Below are 18076 nucleotides of genomic sequence, written 5' to 3'. Positions count from 1 at the left end.
GTCCCATAATTGGGCTAACTGGCGGGTATTGAAAACCGAATTTGGTCTTCTTATTCTTGTTCGAAAACTAATAAACCATCGCCTTCATACTGTTTTGTGGTATGAAAAGTGATGGTTTTTTGAATTTCGTTTTCTATTTTTGGTTTCAGATGTTCTAAATAATTCAGATTAATAAAAGGGCCTTCTATAACCACTTCTATCGCTCCCGAATCGAAACCTTTTGTATAGTCACCTATTAGATATACGCGCTGCACCTCACCAATTTTGCTTACAACTGCTTCAATAATATCGTCTAAACCAACGTGTTTTCGAACAATTTGTTGCAATAGTGAAAATAATGGGTGTTTTTTATTGGCGCGGTAAACTACTTTTGATTCTTGTTCCTCTCGTAAAATATACCCGGCATCGGATAAATTGTTTAACTCTTTACGAATGGCATTTGTGTTTTCGTTCATTTCTGTAGCCAAACCTCTTAAATAACCTTCGTTAGCCGCGTTAATGAAAAACTTCACTAGCAGGCGTAATCGGGTTTTAGAGGTAATTAAGTTGGCTAACACAGGGTTTTATTTTGAATAACAAAAGTACTCGTTTTTTTTTAATTTCAAACTTTTAGTAAATAAAAAATTCGGATTTCTAAAAAACGGGATGCATTTATTTTGTTTTTAAATGTTGATTAAAAATTTTAACGTGTTGTTTCAAGTCGTTTTTAGTGGAAAGCGAAATGGAAATGTGTTTTACTTGTTGATTTTTATACGTTACTTTAAGATAATGTCTGCGGTATATATTGGTATTGTTAAAACTAATCCATTTTAAAATAAGAATATCTTTAAATTTTATACTTATTTTACGAATGGTAGGCCACTCTTTTTGTGGAATAATCGGGTCAAAAATAAAAATAGGGTTTTCTGAATTCATATTTTATTTTATCTGAATGATTTTTAATCTGTTAAGCAATTTTTTACAGTCCATTAGTTTTAAAATTTGTAGTAATTTTACGACTAACACGTCTAATTTCTACTAAAATTAATACTAATACTGCAAAATTACGTATTATTTTTTGACTATTAACTTCTAACTTAGGCCAACTTTAGCCCAAGTAGTTGCTTTTTTCCTAAAAAAAACAGTGTAATATTAACAATATATTAAAAATCAGCGTTTTAAAAAATCGAATTACTTTAAATGTTTTGAAAAAATAATTGTAGTTTTGTTTCTACAAATGACATAAAATGACATATTTTAAAAATTCAAAAGTAAGATTGGTAAATTATATTTATCAAGAGTTACAGCAAAATCCATTTTCTTTAGTCGGATTACAAAAAATATATGAATTGCAAGGAACGCCAAAAAGTATTCGACAAATACAGCGCGATTTAAAAGAAATTAAATTGTTATTGAAAGATGGCGAGCAAATGGAAACGTATTTTCTAGGAAAAGAGAAGTTTTATTTTATTTCTCATACTTTGTCAACCGATATTCCTTTGGGCTTTTCAGATTATGAAACGGCAACTTCATTTGGATTACCCTTATTTAATGCGATTGAAAAAAGCAATTTCAATATCGTTGAAAAAGCCATCTCTACTCAAAAACAAATGCTGATTACAAAATTGAAAAATGACGAAACAGGCGATAACTTTTCTTTTACCACGCAATCGATTCAAATCATACCCGTTTTGTTGGTTTTGCATCGAAATAGTTATTATATAGGTGGGTATCATGTGGCGCGAAAATCTGTTGTTTTTTATAGCATTCGACAATTAAGTGGTGTTAAAATCACTACTCATAAATGCCATCCAAATGAGTATAAAATATCCGTTTTAAAAGAACTGAATTCGCGTTTTGGAATTACAAAAAATATTAATTCAACAATATATACTATTAAAATAGAAATTGCTTCGGTATTGAGTGACTTCATTAAAAGTCATACTTGGCATGCATCTCAACAAATTAAAAAAAATAAGGGCAATTTAATTTTAACGCTAGAATGTGGTATAAATAGAGAATTATTGGGTTGGATTTTTCAGTGGATGTATAATATAAAAATTATAGAACCTCTGGAACTTAAAGAATATTATGAAAAAGTACTTGCTGAAAATGTGGCTATAAATAATTCTAAAAAACCATTAGTATACCGAAATATATTTAATGATCAACCTTTTAGCAACTAAATTTCGTTGCTTATTTTTCTAACGTCAATAAAATTCCTAAAGATTCTAATACCAATTGAATTTTGGTATTTGTTGTGTTTTTTATGACGCCTTCTTGTCCTTTAAAGGGGCCTGAAGGCACTATTAGCTTGTCGCCACGTTGTAACGTCGTTTGAACTACAGATGTATAATCTTGGGTAAGGTATGCTTTTAATAATTCTATTTCTTCTTCTCTAATAATTGCGGGTTTGCCCAACCAAAACACATATCGTACCACACCAGGTACATCAAAAACTTCGTTACGACGAGGTTCCGTAATTTTTACAAACACGTAAGAAGGCAATACGGGCGAAGTCACTTTTTTCTTTCTATCGCTCCACTGTTTTATGGAGGTGATTGTAGGGCAATAGGACTCAATGCCAATAGCTTCTAATTTATCGGCAACTTTTTTTTCGTTACGGGGTTTGGTGTATATCGCGTACCAGTTCATGGTGCAAATATACTTTAATTTATATAAGATTGAAACAGGTTGTTGTAAAACAGGAATTTCATACAATTTTAGAATAGCAACTTATAGTTTTGTATAACCAATAAAGATTTTATTACCTTTGCACAGAATTTTAAATACTTCATTTATGAAACGCATTTTTCTAGTTGGTTGTTTTACACTGTTTACGCTTTTGTCATTTGGTCAAGAGTTTTTAAAAGGAAAGGATTTGAGTCAAGTAAAAGCATCACAATTTAGTGAAGCAGAAATTGCCCAAATTGGAAAAGAACTAAAAGCCAATCAAATGACTTTGGAACAAGCGGAACCATTAGCGCTTGCAAAGGGAATGTCTTCGTCTGAGTTTGCGCAATTAAAAGTAAGGCTTGAAACACTTGGTACACAACAAAATATTCAAAAAGAAAAAAAAGAAATAATATACAAGCCAGAATTGAAAGATACCGTACGTCTTACCAAGAAGAAAATGGATGTTTTTGGATCTGAATTGTTTACCACTAAAAGCTTATCGTTTGAACCGAATCAGAACATGCCCACGCCGCCCAACTATATTTTAGGCCCTGGGGATCAATTGGATATTAATGTATATGGGGTGCAACAATTTAATTATTCTGGCACTATTTCTAAAAACGGAACTATAAATGTTCCTAATGTTGGCGAAGTATTTTTAAGCGGACTTGCTTTTGAGGCTGCTAAAAATAAATTACAAAAACAAATTGGAAAAATATACAGCACGCTTGCTGGTAATGGAAGTAAGTTATCGGTTAGTGTTTCTAATTACAGAACGATTTTAGTAACTATAATTGGTGCCCAACAATCGGGAAATTACAGATTAAGTGCTATGAGTACGGTATATAATGCCTTACATGTTGCCGGAGGGCCTAGCGATATTGGAAGTTATAGAAAAATAGAATTAATTAGAAATAACAAAATTATTCGCACCATTGATTTGTATCGTTTTTTAACCAAAGGCGACCAAAGTGATAATGTGTCTCTTACGGATAACGATATGATTCGTATTCCAAGTTATGAAGCCCGAGTTACGCTTGAAGGCGAAATAAAAAGACCTGGGATTTTTGAAACAGTTGCTGGTGAAAATTTAAAACAAATTATTTCGTATGCTTCTGGTTTTACAGATAACGCCTACAAAAATAGAATTTTGGTGAAACAAAAAACCAATTCTGAATTAAAAGTAACCGATTTGAACGAAATGACTTTTGGCGCGTATCTTCCTAATGCAGGAGATTTGATTAGCGTAGATAAAATTTTAGCTCGTTATGAAAATCGTGTACAGATAAAAGGCGCTGTATATCGCCCTGGAGAATATAGTCTTCCGGCTAACGGTACCATGACTATTAAAGATTTATTAAAAAAAGCAGATGGTGTTGCTGAAAATGTGTTTTTAGAAAAAGCCTCTTTAATTCGTCAGAAAAACGATTTAACAAAAGAATACATCAGTTTTAACTTACAAAGCGCACTTAATGGCAACGAAGCAGCAAACATGACACTTCAAAAAGAAGATGTTGTTGTGGTGTTTTATAATCAAGAATTATTGGATACCTACAAATTATCCATTGATGGTGAAGTTCGTAAACCAGGCAATTATACTTATGTCCCTGGAATGAGTTTGTATGATTTACTACTAGAATCTGATTTTTTTACAGATAAAGCCGCTAGTAATGTTACAGTATTTAGAAACAAAAAAGACGATGCATATAATCCAAACGATAAAGAAAAAATAATCACGTTTAATCTTACTATTGACCCAAAGAACCCAGAACAAGCCGCTACATTTTTATTAGAACCACAAGACCAAGTGGTAGTAAGAAGAATTGTTACGTTTGAAACGCCTCAAATGGTAAGTGTTTCTGGAGAAGTATTGTATCCTGGTGGGTATGCAATTGTTAAAAGCGAAGAACGTTTGTTAGATTTTATAACAAGAGCGGGTGGCGTAACCAACGAAGCAGATACTGAAGCTATCAGCGTGATTAGAAATGAGTTGCACATTCCAATAGATTGGAAACTAATTAACAACAAACCACTTAGCAACAGTAATTTAATTTTAGAATCAGAAGACAAAATAATAATTCCAAATAAAAAATCTACTGTACTTATTTCTGGTGGTGTAATGTTTGAAACGGAAGTGCCTTTTAGAAAAGGGAAAAACATTAAATATTACATTAAAAATGCCGGAGGTACTGCCGAAAAAGGTTGGATGAAAAAAGTATATGTAGTACATGCCAATGGTTCAGCAAGTGCAGCAGGTTCTGTTTTAGGAATTAGAAAATATCCAAAGGTATTGGCAGGTAGTAAAATTATTGTGCCTGAAAAACCTGAGAAAACAAAAGCAAGTACTGGAGAAATTGTAGGTATTGCCAGTGTATTAACTAGTTTGGCAGGAATATTATTTGCTGTTTTTAAATAAACCATTTAAATGCAAGTAAAAAAAGGGAATCAATACTATCTATTGATTCCCTTTTTTTATATTCATGTAGTGAGTTAAATTTTAATAGAATTGTAATATTCAATAGTTTTAAGTACGGCCGTTTCTGTATCCACTGGCATTTTATTTTTGTCTAGCGCCGCTAGTATTTTATTCCCAACTATAATTCTTGAATGTGACAATTCGAAAAGCTTTTTAGAATTAAATTCCCAATTGAACATATTTCCTATTTTTGCAAATAAATTTAATATTCCTTTTGGCACTTTAATAATTTTCGCTTTTTTATCAAAAACTTCTGCAATCCAATTAACTAATTGAACAGAGGAAATGGGGTCGCTATCTGCTACATTATAAATTCCAGATGAAACACTAGTGTTTTCAGCTATTTGAGCAATAATTTCGGTAAGGTTGTCAATATTACAAAAGGATTGTTTTGTATCAAAAACGCCAAAAAACCAAGGAAAACGCTTACAAAAACTAAAGGTGTCGTGTAATGTGCTTTTGGTTTCTCTTCCATAAACAGGAGCCACACGTAAAATAATAGCGCGTTTCCCTTCTGGCAAATTTTGTTTTAAAATAAACTGTTCCGCATCTAATTTAGACTGTAAAAAAGGATTGGTTGGATTTACTTTTGCGTCTTCTGTTACTTCATATATATGTTTATCAATTAACTCTGTTGTGCTTAAAAATATAAAAGTCTTAGCATTTGAATTTAAAAAGTATCGAAATAGTTTAGAGGTAAGCTCAGTATTTACTCTAAAATATTCTTCATCAAAAGCGCTATCTTGAGGGTTTAAATTAATTGCCGCTAAATGTATTATGGTTTCGGTTTCTAAAGGCATCATTTTATGCCAATTTTGAAATCGAAGTGAAATGGACTTGTTTTTTTTTGATTTCGAATTAAAATATTTGGTTAGGTTTTGTCCAATATATCCCGTTGTTCCGGTTAATACGATTAGGCTCATAAATGTTTCTTATTTAAGAACGCAAATTTACAACATAAACTCATAAAAAACCTAAATTTTGTAGTAATAAAATTACACGTTAATATATTAATGTGCTTATTATCAGGTATTTAAAATGTAAAAAAAATTTGTTTTTAGGACAAATTTATATTAATTAAGAACAAAAACACTAGTGGTTTTTTTATAAAATGTTTCTTTTTATAAGAAATTATATTTGTAGACAAAAATTTACAAGCTGTTCACTAAAATAAAAAAGCGCCGTATTTTAGTTCGAATCCTTAAATAAGTTTCAAATAAAACATAATTATAAGATTAATTAAAAAATAGTTTTTATTTTTATTGAAAATATATCAATATGTCAAAAGAGCATTCAAAATTAATTGCCGGCACCATGAATTGGGGTGCTTGGGGAAGAAAATTTAATATTTCTGCAATACAAGAACGTATCGAAACTTTCTTAACTGAAGACATAACCACTTTTGACCATGCTGATATTTATGGAGGCTATACCACAGAAGCCGATTTTGGGAATGCTTGGGCTAAAATGCATATTGACAGAAAAGATGTGCAATTTATTACCAAGTGTGGTATAAAATATGTTTGTGAGGAACGAGATTATAGCATTAAACATTATGATTATACAAAAGAACATATTATTTGGAGCGTAGAAAATTCATTAAAGAATTTACAAACCGAATATATTGATGTATTGCTTTTACACAGACCGAGTCCGCTTATGGAGACAGAAGTTATTGCTGAAGCTGTTTCAGAACTTAAAAATTCTGGAAAAATACGCGTTTTTGGTTTGTCTAACTTTACGCCTTCACAAACTGATTTAATTAAAAAATATAGTTCCGTAGCCTGTAATCAAATTCAGTTTTCCGCTACGCATTTAGAACCTATGTTAAATGGCGAATTGGATTATATGGCACTTCATAATATTCAACCTATGGCTTGGAATCCTTTAGGTTCTGTATATAAAGAAGCTATTCCGCAAACCATTCGATTACGAGAATTGCTTCAAAAACTAACCGTAAAATATGGTGTTTCTGATGATTTATTGCTTTTGGCTTGGGTTTTAAAACATCCTGCAGCCATTCAACCTGTAGTTGGAACCACACAAATTGATCGTATAAAAAACTTGAAAAAATTACAAGGTTTTGAATTGGAATTAGAAGATTGGTTTGCTATTTGGACCGAAAGTATTGGAACTAAAATTCCTTAAATTATGATTAATAAACGGCTTTTGGTTAAAAATTTATTGGCTCATAATAACGAAAATAGTTTTTATGATAAAAAACGCCAATTAAATTTGCATACCAAAGAAGGAAAGGGCAAATTTTTAAAACACATTTGCGCCTTATCCAATTCCAACCCGTTTAATAATTCGTATATTGTTGTTGGAGTTGAAGATGACGATAATGAAATAGTTGGTGATGATTTTTTTGATGATAGCCGAATTCAAAACCTGGTAAACGCCTATTTAGAAAATCCACCAAAAATAACCTACGATAATATTTCCTTCCCAAATTTACCAAAAGAAAGAGTGGTTGGTTTGGTTACAATTAAACCGAAAAATAAAATCTCTTATTTCAAGAAAAATATTTACACAATTGCAACAAATAGCACTTTTGTGAGAGTTGGAAGTAATACGGTGCCCACTGAAGAAAAAATTGCGGTTTCAAAATCAAATGTTGCAGCGGTAATTAGTATTGAAAATAATTCAAGAAATAGCATTGCACATACTTTAGAAAGTGTGTTGGATTTTATTACAGTCAGACATAAAGATTTGGATAATCAATACCGTGTGTTTAAAGAAAATTTTGTGGTGTGTTGGGCTGGAAAAAAACACGTAGTGCGAAACGAAACGTATTATTCGCGTGTAGCTATTGAGTTGATGAACGAACAAATTAAGCTATTTTATTCCAATCAAGACGAGGTAATTATTCATTATGACGACGATAGTTTTACGATTACAGAATATGTAAAATTAGGTTTAAATGACGCCACCAGTTATTATCCATTAGAGCGGTTAACCTTTTCTTTTTATGATAACGGCTATTATAAAATGCAAACCGAAATGCTTTTTGAACCACCGCAATACAATAAAAAACTACTTTTTCATATTTACAATTCTGTTAAGAATACCCTCGAGAAATTAGAAAAAAACAAAGCGGTTGTAGAAGAAGATGTTTTAAGAATTGCACCCACATTAATGATTTGTTATTTGAACGGATTTACAGATGCCAAACAAAAACTAATTGATGCTAAAAGTGTATTAAAAGCCTATCAAAATTCAATGGCTTTTCTAAGCTTTAAACACAGTTTGAGAATTTTAAGAAAGATGAAATACAATTAATCTTTCTCAGATAAAAATTCAATATCTTCCACTAATTGAGTAAGGTTTTTTTCGCCTTTAACGGTTTTATCGATATTTAATCCGTTGTAAAACCCTCTAATTCTGCCTTTTTGATCTACTAAAACAAAATTTTCGGTATGCACCATATCGTAAAGCTCTTCAGGTTTACCTGTTTTTACAACCAAATACGATTGACGTGCAATTTTATAAATTTCTTGCTGATTTCCTGTAACTAAATTCCATTTTTCATCTAAAACTCCTTTTTCTTTAGCATATTTTTTTAATACCTCAACCGTGTCTTCATCTGGAAAAACAGAATGAGAAAGCAGTTTCACTTTCGGATTGTCTTTTATTTTGTTTTGCAACCAAACCATGTTATCGGTCATTTTTGGGCAAATGGTTTGGCAAGTCGTAAAAAAGAAATCGGCTACATAAATTTTGCCTTCATAGTCTTTATTTGTAATCTTTTTTCCGTTTTGATTGGTAAACGCAAATGGCGCTATTTTATGATTATATCCAATATGTTGCACTAAAGAATCTACCAATTCCGGATTTACATCTCGAGGGGTAATTATGGGCAGCGTTTTTCTGTTTAATAATGTGTAAATTGCTATGAAAATCACAACAAGTAACCCCACAAAAAAGACAGATAGTTTTTTATATTTGAACATTTGAAGGCTATTTTTTTACAAAAATAACACTATTTTTAATTATACAGAATGTATTTAAAGGTTCAATTTTAAAATAATTCTAGTTTTTTTAATAGATTTGTAATTCACATAACAATAAAAACCAACCTTTTAAAAAATTATAAAATGAAAAACAAAACCATACAAGTTAGTGTAGCAATTGCCTTAGTTGTGTTTTTTCAAAGTTGCTCTGTCACAATTGGAAAAGATGGACAACCAGGAAAAGACGGCTTATCTGGTGATGCCCTAGCGGCAAAATCAGAAAAAGTCGGAATTCGAACCGAGTTTATGGATACTTCTGTAACGCCAAACGAAGATTTTTTTAGATATGTAAACGGAACGTGGCTGGATAAAACCGAAATCCCAGCCGACAGAACCCGTTGGGGAAGTTTTGATGAATTAAGAAAAAACACGGATGATGATGTAATGGCTATTTTAAACGAAGCCGTTGCAAATAAAAACTTAGACCCAAAATCGGATCAAGCAAAAGCCGTTAATTTATACAAATCGATTTTAGATACGGTTTCTAGAAATAAACTTGGTATCACACCTATTCAACCTTATTTAGAAAAAATAAATGCGGTAAAAAATAGCACAGATTTAATGAATCTTTTAGTTGAAACCAAAGCCGATGCTGGTTTAGGGTTTTTTGGTGCGTTTGTAGGTGCCGATGCTAAAAACAGCAACAAAAATGTAGTATATGTAGGAACTGGAAGTTTAGGTTTGCCTGATAAAGACTATTATATGTCTGACAAGCCTGACACGAAAGAAAAAAGAGAAAAGTACGTGTTACACATTGCTAAAATGTTTGGCTATTTAGGTATGGATCCAAAAACCGCTTCTGAAAAAGCAGCAAGGGTTTTGGCTTTCGAAATCTCTTTATCTGAACCAACTTTAGACCGAGTAGAAAGACGTGACCGTCGTAAAACATACAATCCGATGTCGGTTGCCGATTTACAAAAAATAGCGCCAAGCAACAATTGGTCTGCGTATTTTGAAAAATCTGGGTTTAGTAAATTGGATTCTGTAGTAGTTTCGCAACCGAAATATTTAACCAAATTAGACGCTATTTTAAAAGAAAATAAAGTAGACGATTGGAAAGCGTATATGACATGGACGCTTTTACGTTCGAATGCTGACGAATTAACCACCGAAATTGAAAAAACAGATTGGGATTTTTACAGCAAAACCTTATCTGGCGCCGTAAAACAAAGACCTGCTACGGAAAGAGCTTTAGCAACGGTAAACGGTGTTTTAGGTGAAGCTTTAGGAAAATTATATATTGAGAAAAAATTTCCAGCTGCAGCGAAAACAAAAGCAGAAGCAATGATTGCTAATGTATTTAAAGCATACGAAAATCGTATCAATAATTTACCTTGGATGACACCTGCAACACGAGCAAACGCGATTCAAAAATTAAAAAAATTCCGTGTAAAAATAGGATATCCAGATACTTGGAAAGATTATAGTGCTTTACAAATAAAAAGCCCTGAACAAGGCGGAACACTTCACGAAAATTCTTTGGCCATCAGCCGTTGGAGCACCAAAGAAAACGTTTCAAAACTTGGAAAACCAGTCAATAAAGAAGAATGGGGAATGTCGCCTCAAACGGTAAACGCTTATTATAGCCCAACCAATAACGAAATTGTGTTCCCTGCTGCTATCTTACAACCGCCTTTTTACGATTACAGAGCAGATGAAGCCGTAAACTATGGTGGAATTGGGGGCGTAATTGGTCACGAAATTTCTCACGGATTTGATGATTCAGGCTCAAGATACAACGCAGAAGGAAACTTAATTAACTGGTGGAGCGATGAAGATTTAAAACAATTCACCACGTTAGGAACAGCTTTAGCAGATCAATATTCTGCTTTACAACCGTTACCAGGAATTTATGTAGATGGTAAATTTACATTAGGTGAAAATATTGGCGATTTAGGTGGTGTAAACGCAGCGTATGACGGATTGCAAATTTACTTGAAAGAAAAAGGAAATCCTGGATTAATTGATGGTTTTACACCTGAACAACGTTTTTTCCTTTCTTGGTCTACCATTTGGAGAAGTAAAATGCGTGATGAAGCTATTAAAAACCAAGTAAAAACAGATACACACTCGCCAGGACAATACAGAGCCTATGTGCCGCTTCAAAATATTGAATCTTTTTACAAAGCATTTAATATAAAAGCCGGCGACAAAATGTATATTGCTCCAGAAAAAAGAGTAAAAATTTGGTAAAAAGAAACTTGATTTTGTTCATCTGGACTTGTTTCAGCTATTTTAAAAAGAAAAACCTGAAATTCTGAACTACATTTAGAATGACAGGTTTTTCTTTTTATACCGTTTCCTTTTTTATACATTTGCCTTATGCAATTTTCTTATCCAAATAACGAAAAACTAAAAAGCCATAAAACAATTGAACGTTTGTTTTCTGAAGGAAAATCGATATCTAAATATCCGTTACGGCTGGTTTTTGTAGAAAATACGGATGAAAACAATTTGGAAAAAGTACTAATGGGCGTTTCCGTTTCTAAAAAATATTTTAAAAGAGCGGTTGACCGAAATTACTTTAAACGGGTTTTAAGAGAATGTTATCGTTTAAATCAAAATCTATTGAAAGATAACCTTCAAAAGCCTTATGCTTTTATGTTTTTTTATCAAACCAAAGAAAAGTTATCGTATCAAGAAATTGAAGAAAAAACCATACAATTGTTTCAAAAATTTAGTGAAACCATAAAGTAAATTAAAAACAAACGCTTGTTTTCAAAGATTTTAATTAAATTAGTAAAAATATTATTCCATAAATTATGAGTTTTTTAAACAAAAAAAAGGTACTTATTCCCACGCTTGTAGCGGGATTTTTATTTGTGGCCGTAAGTTTTCAAAACGATTTTTTTGCCTTAGCCAAACAAATTGAAATTTTTACGAATCTGTACAAAATTGTCAACCAAAATTATGTAGACGAAACCAATCCAGGCAACTTAATGGATGTGGCTATAAAAAGTATGCTAAGCGAATTGGATCCGTATACCGTTTACTTTGATGAGCAAGATGTGCTTAAATTTAAAATAAATAATACGGGAGAATATACCGGAATTGGCGCCATTATAACACGAAAAGATGATAAAATAATCTTAAAAGAAGTATACGAAAATATGCCAGCCGATAAAGGCGGTTTTAAAGCTGGTGATGTTATTACCCAAATTGGAGATGTGTCACTTAAAGATTTTAAAGAAGATGCTTCTCAGTTGCTTAAAGGTGCTAAAAACACTAAAATTGACATCGTATATTTCCGTCAAGGAATAGAAAAAAAAGGACAAATTATTTTAGATGAAGTAGAAATAAAAGCCGTTCCGTATTACAAATTATTAAGCGACAAAACAGGTTATATTGTGCTTCAAAAATTTAACGAAAAAGCTTCTGCAGAAACAAAAGCGGCTTTATTGGCTTTAAAAGAACAGGGCGCTACAAAAATTATTTTAGATTTACGAGACAATCCAGGCGGGTTACTTCACGAAGCGGTTAATATTTGTAATTTATTTGTGCCAAAAGAAGAAATTATTACCACAACAAAATCGCAAAACAAAACGCATAATCATATTTATAAAACGAAAAACGAACCCGTTGATACTGAAATTCCATTAGCAATTATTGTAAATGACCGAAGTGCTTCTGCTTCGGAAATTGTTTCGGGCGCATTGCAAGATTTAGACCGTGCAGTCATTGTAGGAAATAGAAGTTTTGGAAAAGGATTGGTACAACGTCCATTTAATTTAACGTATGGCACACAGGTAAAAGTTACTATTTCAAAATATTATACGCCTTCTGGTAGATGTATACAAGCAACTGATTATAGCAAAAAAGACGCCAATGGAAAAGCCATAAAAACATCTGAAAAAGAATATAACGCTTTTAAAACCAAAGGAGGAAGAATTGTTTATGATGGTGGTGGTGTGTTGCCTGATGTAGAAATTGCAGATATGAAAAAAAGCGCCACCAGTTTAAGTATTGCGAACTCAGATGCTGTTTTTGAATTTGCCAACGTATTGTATTACAGAAATCCAAACGCAAAAAGCGCAAACAATATCTCAGAAGCTGAATACAACGAGTTTAAAGCGTTTCTAAAGAAAGAAAAAGTAGAAATAAATAGCAACACAGATAAATCTTTAAAAACGTTATTAGAAGCCGCAAAAAAGGATAAAATTGATGCCGACTTACAACTTGAAATCAAACAATTGGAAGCCGCCATTGAAAAAACAAAAGACAAAGAGTTAGATAAAAACAAAGAAGAAATTAAGCGTCTTCTTTTACAAGAATTATTATTAAGATACGGCTATCGTAACGCGTTTTACGATTATGTTTCTACTAAATATTCGGATGTGCAAAAAGCGCAACAAATATTAAATAATCCAACAGAATACAAACAAATATTAAAAAAATAAAATGAAGAAAATAGTCGTATTTCTATTTTTAGTTGCTTCTTTTCTTGGGTTTTCACAAGAAGAAACCGTGCATTCTATTTATTTTGATACCGATGTGCGTGAAATAAAACCTTTACAATCAGAAGCGGTAGTTTATTTTTTAAGTTTGATTGATACCACGCGACTTCAAAGTGTTTCTATTTATGGCTATTGCGACGATGTGGGGAAAATAAATTACAACTACAAATTGTCTCAAGACCGCGCCAATAGTGTCAAAAATATGTTGGTAAAAAAAGGGGTGAAATATAAAATTATTGTAAAAATTGAAGGAAAAGGCAAGGTACTTATTGATGAAGATTTAGAAGAAGATATTCCCGAGGCCAGAGCTAAAAACCGCCGAGTAGATGTGGTGTTGAATTTTAAACCTTTAGTAGTGGAAGAATTAAATATCCCCGGAATATACAAAACTATTAGAAAAAATGCATTAGTTGGCGATCGGGTATATTTAGATAAATTACTTTTTGATAGTGGCAGCAGCAGACTTAAACAAAGCGCTATAAAACAACTTGAAACGATTGTTGTTTTGTTAAAAAGATATCCCAATATTCAAATTGAAATTCAAGGTCATGTTTGCTGTACACCGCCGCCTCATAAAGATGCTGTTGACATAGAAACACGAAAAAGAGAATTATCAAAAAATAGAGCAGAAAGGGTTTATAAATTTCTTCATAATCGGGGTATTAGCAAAGTCCGTATGACTTTTAAAGGATATGGAAATACGCAACCTATAGGCAAAGATGAGCAATTTGACAGAAGAGTGGAATTGGTGATTACGAAGATTTAATCCGAATTTTTACCCTACCTTTTTCATTTCAATGTGCGGAATGTCGTCTTCCAAATAACTTTCGCCAACTACAAAAAAACCGTGACTTTCGTAGAATTTTTGCAAATATAATTGGGCAGAAATAGTAATTTTTGTTTCCTGAAAAAGTGATGTAATCGCATCTATAGAAACGCGCATCAACTCGTGACCAAATTTTTTATCTCGGTGTGATTCTTTTACAATTACACGACCTATTGAGCTGAATTCAAAATAATCTTTCGGTTTAAAAAGGCGTGAACAAGCCACTAAAACTCCGTCGGAATACCCTAAAATATGAATGGCTTTTTGGTCTTTCCCATCAATGTCTTGATATACGCAGTTTTGCTCCACTACAAACACTTCTGAGCGCAGTTGCAACAATGCATATAGCTCGTCAGTAGTTAATTCGTGAAACGGCTTTATTTTAAATTGAATCATTTTATTTTTAATAGATTGACAAAACTAAACCATTTTACGAGTTGAAACAAAAAACCTTTGTGAAAGTTTATTAAAAATAACACTTTTACAAAGGTTTAAATTATATAAAAAGCAAAGGTTTATCCTTGTATTTTCAGTTTCATTCCGGGTTGAATATTATCTGTTTTCAGATCGTTTTTCTTTTTTAAATCGTCAGTCGTTAAATTCGGAAACTTTTTAGTGATTGAAAAAATAGAATCTCCTTTTTGTACGATGTAATAATCTTCTTTGATTTCAATTTTGCTTTTCGCAGAAGAATATTTATTTTCTGTTGGTTTTTCAGTATTTACAGCAACTGCATTTTCAACTTCTGGTTCAATTATTTCGGTTTTCGGTTTCGGTTTTTTGACGACCTCGTTGACCGTGACTTTTTTGGTAGTTTGTATCACTAAACTTTGTCCGGCATTAATAGTACTCCCTTTAATATTGTTCCATTTCCTTAAATTAACAATACTTACGTTATTTTTGTCGGCAATTTGACTTAGTGTTTCCCCTTTTTTCACTTTATGGAAGTTTTTACTTACTACTTCTTTGGTGCGTTTCTTAAGCACTTCTTCCATCTCCACAGGTTCGTTATTCGCAACTACAAGACTTGCGGCTACTGCTAAAGAATCTTGTTTGGCAATACTGTCGCGTTTTTTAGCTTGTAGTGCTAACTGAAGGTTTCTTTCTTTTTCTTGTTCTAAATATGCTAAATAGCCATATATTTTTTCTTCGTTCGAAACAAAAATCCCAATTTTATTTTTCGGTAAGCGTAAATAAAAATATTCATCGTCAATTGAAGGAATGTATTTTGATTTATAAATTGGATTTAAGTATTCCAATTGTTCCTCTGAAATATCCAATAAATCCGATAATTGCTTAAATGTCATGGCTTGTTTTACCATAACGGTATCGGTTTCAAAATACGTCATTTCTGCTTTTTTAGGCACCAAACCATGTTCTTTTTTAAACTCGTAAATGTACATCGTAGCTAAAAAAGCAGGTAAATAGTTAGCCGTTTCTCTTGGCAAATATTTTCTAATTTCCCAATAATCTGTTTTTCCACCAGAACGTCTAATGGCTTTAGAAACATTTCCAGGTCCGCAATTGTACGAAGCTAAAACCAAACTCCAATCGCCAAAAATAGCATACATATTCATCATATAATGACAAGCCGCTTCGGTTGATTTTATTGGGTCATGACGCTCGTCTACATACGTAGAAATGTTTAATTTGTATTGTTTACCAGTTGCTGGCATGAATTGCCATAAACCACCGGCGCCAACTTTAGATTTTGCTTTAGGCTGTAAAGCCGATTCTACAATAGCTAAATATTTAATTTCTAAAGGCAAATTGTATTTTGATAATTTTTCTTCAAATAATGGAAAATAATATTCTGCTAGCGCCATTTGTCTTTCAAAACTTTTAGTTCTGTTTTTTAAGAACGATTTAATTACGTTTTCCAATGCTGGATTGTATTCAATTACAAATGGAGATTGCACGTCTAATTTTCGTAATCGCTTTTTTAATACTTCCGTGTCTAAGTTATAGGCCACTTTTTCGTCGATATTCATGTTTTCAATATCAAAAAACATTTCATTTGACAAGGTAGCATCAGACAATTCTTTCAGCCATCTTTCGTCGATACAATTACTTGTGGCGTGGTTTGAAAACGTAGCTTTAAGAGAATCTAAATACGATATTTTTGGTGTAAAAAGAGTTGGAATTATATCCTTGCTTTCTTGTGCCAACATTACGTTTGACAGAAAAAAACCAAGGGTTAGTAAAACTAATTTTTTCATGCTTTTATATGTTTTTGCTCCATAAATTCCGGAGTATTTTATCTAAATCATTAATATACAATTACTTGTATAAACGCAAATATATTTTATTTATTGCTAACTACCCAATTTTTAACGTTTAAATTTTCATTTTAACGTTTTTTTAGGGATTTCGTCGGTGATTTTGATTGTTTATTATTGGTTTCAACTAAACAAAAAGGCTATAATCATAGGGCTTTAGATTACTTTAAGCTACTAAACATGTCGGATTACACTTCACATCAAAATTCACAGAATTGGCGATATAACTTATTTCATGAGCTTTGTGGTGTAATTCAATCGCTTTTTCTACCGTGCTTTCATCTGAAACATAAAAAATTGGATTTAAAGTAACTTCTTTGAAGCTTCCGCCTCCGGTTGCGTTTTCAATCATAGTTCCTGAAGCATTGTCAGTATATGCCGTAACGACAATTCCTTCCAACGAACACAAGTATAGGTAGGAAAGCATATGACAAGAAGAAATGGCAGAAACTAATAAATCTTCAGGATTTAATTTCGATTTGTCGCCAACGGCAGGATTATCTGTTGTTAGGAATAATTCAGGTTTACCTTGAATGCTAACCGTGTGGCTACGATCGTATGTTCGAACGTTTTTGGTTCCTTCTCCTGTATTGCCTGTCCATTTCGTAGTTAGCTTATAATTGTGCTCGTGTGTCATTTTAACTATATTTATTGTTCCTCAAATATCGATGGCTTCTATGGTTTATATCCTGAAGTTCATTCTCATATCAATAATTTCTGATTTTGATAAGCAAATGCCAATAATCATTTCATTTTTAATATTCTAAAACAACAATTAACTTAAAATAGCAGCAATACCTGGTAACGTTTTTCCTTCTAACATTTCCAACATCGCGCCGCCACCTGTAGAAACGTAGCTCATTTTGTCTTCTAAACCAAATTGTTTTACCGCAGCAACACTATCACCACCTCCAACTAAAGAGAAACAGCCGTTTTTAGTAGATTTGGCAATAAAATCGCCAAGGGAAATGGTTCCGTTAGCAAACGTTGGCAATTCAAACACACCGATTGGTCCATTCCAAAGTATGGTTTTTGAGTTTAAAACTACTTCTTTAAATTGCTCTAATGTTTTTGGACCCGCATCTAAACCTTGCCATCCAGCAGGGATTTCAGCCACATTTACTACTTGTGTATTCGCATCATTAGAAAACGCATCAGCGGCTAAAACATCTACAGGTAAATGAATTTTTACACCTTTTGCCGTAGCTTGTTTCATAATGTCTAAAGCCAAATCCATTTTGTCGTCTTCACAAATAGAATCGCCGATATTTCCGCCCATCGCTTTAATGAAGGTAAACGTCATTCCGCCACCAATAATCATATGGTCTACTTTGTCTAAAATGTTTTCAATAATGGTGATTTTAGAAGACACT

17 protein-coding genes are annotated in these 18076 nt (G+C 32.4%); 8 read left to right on the top strand and 9 right to left on the bottom strand.

Features of this window, described 5'->3' with window-relative positions; genetic code table 11:
- Positions 1 to 50: 50 nt before the first annotated feature.
- The gene (locus ABWO04_RS05060) at positions 51 to 557 is read right to left on the bottom strand and encodes an ArsR family transcriptional regulator (protein WP_353077913.1); all 507 of its coding nucleotides are present in this window, start codon (positions 555 to 557) and stop codon (positions 51 to 53) included.
- Positions 558 to 651: 94 nt separating this feature from the next.
- Entirely contained in the window at positions 652 to 915 is a 264-nt protein-coding gene (locus tag ABWO04_RS05055; protein ID WP_353077911.1) for a hypothetical protein, read from the bottom strand.
- 311 nt (positions 916 to 1226) lie between these two features.
- Between ABWO04_RS05055 and ABWO04_RS05050 the strand changes: the two genes are divergently transcribed.
- Positions 1227 to 2165, top strand: coding sequence for a WYL domain-containing protein (locus ABWO04_RS05050; protein WP_353077909.1), 939 nt, complete (start codon positions 1227 to 1229; stop codon positions 2163 to 2165).
- A 10-nt stretch (positions 2166 to 2175) separates the two neighbouring features.
- Here the strand turns inward: ABWO04_RS05050 and ABWO04_RS05045 are convergent, their stop codons facing one another.
- Positions 2176 to 2700 carry a UpxY family transcription antiterminator gene (locus ABWO04_RS05045; protein WP_353077907.1) on the bottom strand — a complete coding sequence of 175 codons (525 nt, stop codon included), beginning with the start codon at positions 2698 to 2700 and terminating at the stop codon, positions 2176 to 2178.
- A gap of 79 nt (positions 2701 to 2779) precedes the next feature.
- Between ABWO04_RS05045 and ABWO04_RS05040 the strand changes: the two genes are divergently transcribed.
- Positions 2780 to 5071, top strand: coding sequence for an SLBB domain-containing protein (locus ABWO04_RS05040; protein ID WP_353077905.1), 2292 nt, complete (start codon positions 2780 to 2782; stop codon positions 5069 to 5071).
- Positions 5072 to 5145: 74 nt separating this feature from the next.
- On the opposite strand, the gene ABWO04_RS05035 is transcribed toward ABWO04_RS05040, so the two are convergent.
- Positions 5146 to 6054: an NAD-dependent epimerase/dehydratase family protein gene (locus tag ABWO04_RS05035; protein WP_353077903.1), complete on the bottom strand. Its 909-nt coding sequence runs from the start codon at positions 6052 to 6054 to the stop codon at positions 5146 to 5148.
- 355 nt (positions 6055 to 6409) lie between these two features.
- Here ABWO04_RS05035 and ABWO04_RS05030 point away from each other — a divergent pair, with 355 nt between their 5' ends.
- Together ABWO04_RS05030 and ABWO04_RS05025 are read left to right on the top strand one after the other, a co-directional pair.
- Entirely contained in the window at positions 6410 to 7279 is an 870-nt protein-coding gene (locus tag ABWO04_RS05030; RefSeq protein ID WP_353077901.1) for an aldo/keto reductase, read from the top strand.
- Between the two features lie 3 nt (positions 7280 to 7282).
- On the top strand, positions 7283 to 8413 hold the full coding sequence (locus ABWO04_RS05025) for an ATP-binding protein (RefSeq protein ID WP_353077899.1): 1131 nt from the start codon (positions 7283 to 7285) through the stop codon (positions 8411 to 8413).
- Here ABWO04_RS05025 and ABWO04_RS05020 read toward each other — a convergent pair.
- Positions 8410 to 9084, bottom strand: a complete 675-nt coding sequence (locus ABWO04_RS05020; protein WP_353077897.1) for an SCO family protein — start codon at positions 9082 to 9084, stop codon at positions 8410 to 8412. The two genes, ABWO04_RS05025 and ABWO04_RS05020, sit on opposite strands and share 4 nt — an antisense overlap.
- A gap of 144 nt (positions 9085 to 9228) precedes the next feature.
- On the opposite strand from ABWO04_RS05020, the gene ABWO04_RS05015 reads away from it, so the two are divergent.
- From ABWO04_RS05015 to ABWO04_RS05000, 4 genes are all read left to right on the top strand, one after another.
- Entirely contained in the window at positions 9229 to 11337 is a 2109-nt protein-coding gene (locus tag ABWO04_RS05015) for a M13 family metallopeptidase (protein WP_353077895.1), read from the top strand.
- Between the two features lie 129 nt (positions 11338 to 11466).
- Positions 11467 to 11841: a ribonuclease P protein component gene (gene rnpA, locus ABWO04_RS05010; RefSeq protein WP_353077893.1), complete on the top strand. Its 375-nt coding sequence runs from the start codon at positions 11467 to 11469 to the stop codon at positions 11839 to 11841.
- 65 nt (positions 11842 to 11906) lie between these two features.
- Entirely contained in the window at positions 11907 to 13541 is a 1635-nt protein-coding gene (locus ABWO04_RS05005) for a S41 family peptidase (protein WP_353077891.1), read from the top strand.
- Position 13542: 1 nt separating this feature from the next.
- Positions 13543 to 14364 carry an OmpA family protein gene (locus tag ABWO04_RS05000; RefSeq protein WP_353077889.1) on the top strand — a complete coding sequence of 274 codons (822 nt, stop codon included), beginning with the start codon at positions 13543 to 13545 and terminating at the stop codon, positions 14362 to 14364.
- Between the two features lie 9 nt (positions 14365 to 14373).
- Here ABWO04_RS05000 and ABWO04_RS04995 read toward each other — a convergent pair whose 3' ends face one another.
- The 4 genes from ABWO04_RS04995 to ABWO04_RS04980 all read right to left on the bottom strand — a co-directional run.
- On the bottom strand, positions 14374 to 14820 hold the full coding sequence (locus ABWO04_RS04995) for a GNAT family N-acetyltransferase (protein WP_353077887.1): 447 nt from the start codon (positions 14818 to 14820) through the stop codon (positions 14374 to 14376).
- 119 nt (positions 14821 to 14939) lie between these two features.
- The gene (locus ABWO04_RS04990) at positions 14940 to 16643 is read right to left on the bottom strand and encodes a lytic transglycosylase domain-containing protein (RefSeq protein WP_353077885.1); all 1704 of its coding nucleotides are present in this window, start codon (positions 16641 to 16643) and stop codon (positions 14940 to 14942) included.
- A gap of 226 nt (positions 16644 to 16869) precedes the next feature.
- Positions 16870 to 17340, bottom strand: a complete 471-nt coding sequence (locus ABWO04_RS04985) for an OsmC family protein (RefSeq protein WP_353077883.1) — start codon at positions 17338 to 17340, stop codon at positions 16870 to 16872.
- Positions 17341 to 17478: 138 nt separating this feature from the next.
- Positions 17479 to 18076, bottom strand: a 598-nt coding sequence (locus ABWO04_RS04980) for a phosphoglycerate kinase (RefSeq protein WP_353077881.1), incomplete at its 5' end; no start/stop codon positions are given.

It is taken from the genome of Flavobacterium sp., from assembly GCF_040382755.1.
Taxonomy (GTDB): Bacteria; Bacteroidota; Bacteroidia; order Flavobacteriales; family Flavobacteriaceae; genus Flavobacterium.
Note: the sequence above shows the minus strand (reverse complement) of the source record. Positions and strands in the feature narration are given on the sequence as shown.